Origin of the sequence: Methyloceanibacter sp. (assembly GCF_051306395.1) — a bacterium.
In the GTDB taxonomy this organism is placed as follows: domain Bacteria; phylum Pseudomonadota; class Alphaproteobacteria; order Rhizobiales; family Methyloligellaceae; genus Methyloceanibacter.
In genome coordinates, this window is sequence record NZ_JBPPND010000063.1 from 1 (window position 1) to 2,017 (window position 2,017).

Below are 2,017 nucleotides of genomic sequence, written 5' to 3' on the forward strand. Positions count from 1 at the left end.
GCCGCGTCAGGCTGTGACCAAGCCCGCGTCGTCCACAAACCGAGACTGCTCAGCGACAACGGATCGAGCTACGTCTCTGCCGATCTCGCTGAATGGCTCGACGACAACGGCATGAAACATGTGCGCGGCGCACCCCACCATCCGCAGACCCAAGGCAAGATCGAGCGCTGGCATCAGACTTTGAAGAACCGCATCCTGCTCGAAAACTATTGCCTTCCCGGTGATCTCGAGGCCCACATCGGCAACTTCGTCGAGCACTACAATCACCGCCGCTACCACGAGAGCCTGAACAACCTCACCCCGGCTGATGTCTACTTCGGGCGAGGCCAAACCATCCTGGTGCAACGAGAGAAGATCAAACGCGATACCATCCGCAAAAGACGATTGCAGCACCAAATGAAAGCCGCTTAAACTTCAAACCAGATGAGACGAGAGCCTCCGCTCGATCACACCGCTAACTGTCTCAAAGCATTCGACGACGGACAGCGATGCCTTCCTTGCGGCAGAGCTCGGCGGTGCTGTCCTCGCCGCGCAGGCCATCGAGGACGATGCGGATCTTCTCCTCGGCCGAGAAGTGCCGCCTAGACCCCATGTTCGCCGTGTGAGGGCTGGCGGCCCGCCCCGCGGCAAGCTCCAATCGAGGGTTGCGCCGGAGGACCGGCGCAGAGCCTCAAGCATGGGGGACGGGCCAGATGAACTCTACCACTTACGTTGGACTTGATGTGCACAAGGCGACCGTTTCGGTCGCGGTTGCCGAGGGCCGGCGCGGCGGCGAGGTGCGTCACCTCGGTGTTTTTCCGAACCGGCCGGACCACATCGCCAAGCTGGTCGAACGGCTCGGCAAGGGTCGACGGAAGTTGAGCTTCTGCTACGAGGCCGGTCCTTGCGGTTACGGTCTCCATCGGCAACTGACGGGGCTCGGTCACGACTGCATCGTCGTTGCCCCGTCGCTCATTCCGATCAAAGCCGGCGATCGCGTGAAGACGGATCGGCGCGACGCGATCATGCTGGCCAAGCTGCACCGGGCCGGCGAGCTGACGAGTGTCTGGGTGCCTGATGATGCGCACGAGGCGATGCGTGATCTCATCCGCGCCCGGGCGACGGCGGTGCGGGTGCTCGGTAAGGCGCGCCAGCATCTGCAGGGATTTCTCCTGCGCCATGGCCGCATCTATCCGGGCAAGAAAGGCTGGACCGGCGCCTACCGGCGCTGGCTCGCCCGCGTCCGGTTCGACCATCCCGCTCAGCAGATCGTGCTGCAGGACTACATCCACGCCGTTGAGGATGCCGAGGCACGGGTCGAGCGCCTGGTCGCGCAGATCGAGGAGATGCTACCCAACTGGTCGATGCGGCCCGTCGTCGAGGCGGTGCAGGCCATGCGTGGCGTTGGCCTGATCGTGGCCGTCACCGTCGTTGCCGAGGTCGGTGACTTTTCGCGGTTCCAGAACCCGCGCCAGTTGATGGCGTATCTCGGAATGGTACCGTCCGAGCATTCGAGCGGCGCAACGGTGCGCAAGGGTGGGATTACCAAGGCCGGCAATGCCCTGGCCCGTCGCGTCCTCATCGAAGGGGCGTGGACGTACCGCATGCCGGCGCGCGTCAGCCCCAAGTTGCACGCGCGTCTGGAGGCGCTGCCCAAGATCGTCCGTGATATCGCCTGGAAAGCACAAGTGCGGCTATGCAATCGATATCGCCGCCTCGCCGCGACCGGCAAAGCAAAGACCGTGGTCACCACGGCGATTGCGCGCGAGATGGTCGGCTTCATCTGGGCGATCGCGCGTCAGGTGAAGGAGACAGCTGTCACAGCGTGATCTGCCGATCACCCAAGATGCCTGCCGCTGGAGGCGGGGCACGGTTGGGGAACCCTCGCGACCTGTTATGAGCCGGCACTGCCGATGCTCGTCCTCTAGACCGAGGCAGCCCCGAGACGAAACCACGGTCATGCGGTAACCAACCCGCGCATGAGAGCTTGCTCAACCGTCGTCTTCCGTCCCGCCTCCTGCTGCAGGCACCACGATCT

Annotated in this window: 3 protein-coding genes; 2 read left to right on the plus strand and 1 reads right to left on the minus strand. The window is 63.8% G+C overall.

The genetic code is table 11. The features are described 5' to 3' along the window. Window positions 1-411, plus strand: a 411-nt coding sequence (locus ACSLE4_RS03965; RefSeq protein WP_435903181.1) for an integrase core domain-containing protein, incomplete at its 5' end; no start/stop codon positions are given. A 52-nt stretch (window positions 412-463) separates the two neighbouring features. On the opposite strand, the gene ACSLE4_RS03970 is transcribed toward ACSLE4_RS03965, so the two are convergent. Further along, complete coding sequence (locus ACSLE4_RS03970) at window positions 464-592, minus strand: hypothetical protein (RefSeq protein ID WP_435903183.1); 129 nt, start codon at window positions 590-592, stop codon at window positions 464-466. Window positions 593-692: 100 nt separating this feature from the next. Here ACSLE4_RS03970 and ACSLE4_RS03975 point away from each other — a divergent pair, with 100 nt between their 5' ends. Continuing rightward, the gene (locus ACSLE4_RS03975; RefSeq protein WP_435903182.1) at window positions 693-1,808 is read left to right on the plus strand and encodes an IS110 family transposase; all 1,116 of its coding nucleotides are present in this window, start codon (window positions 693-695) and stop codon (window positions 1,806-1,808) included. The last annotated feature ends 209 nt before the right edge of the window (window positions 1,809-2,017 follow it).

Coding starts and splice junctions, on each gene's coding strand:
- ACSLE4_RS03975 (WP_435903182.1), top strand. CDS start 693: ATGAACTCTACCACTTACGTTGGACTTGATGTGCACAAGGCGACCGTT.
- ACSLE4_RS03970 (WP_435903183.1), bottom strand. CDS start 592: ATGGGGTCTAGGCGGCACTTCTCGGCCGAGGAGAAGATCCGCATCGTC.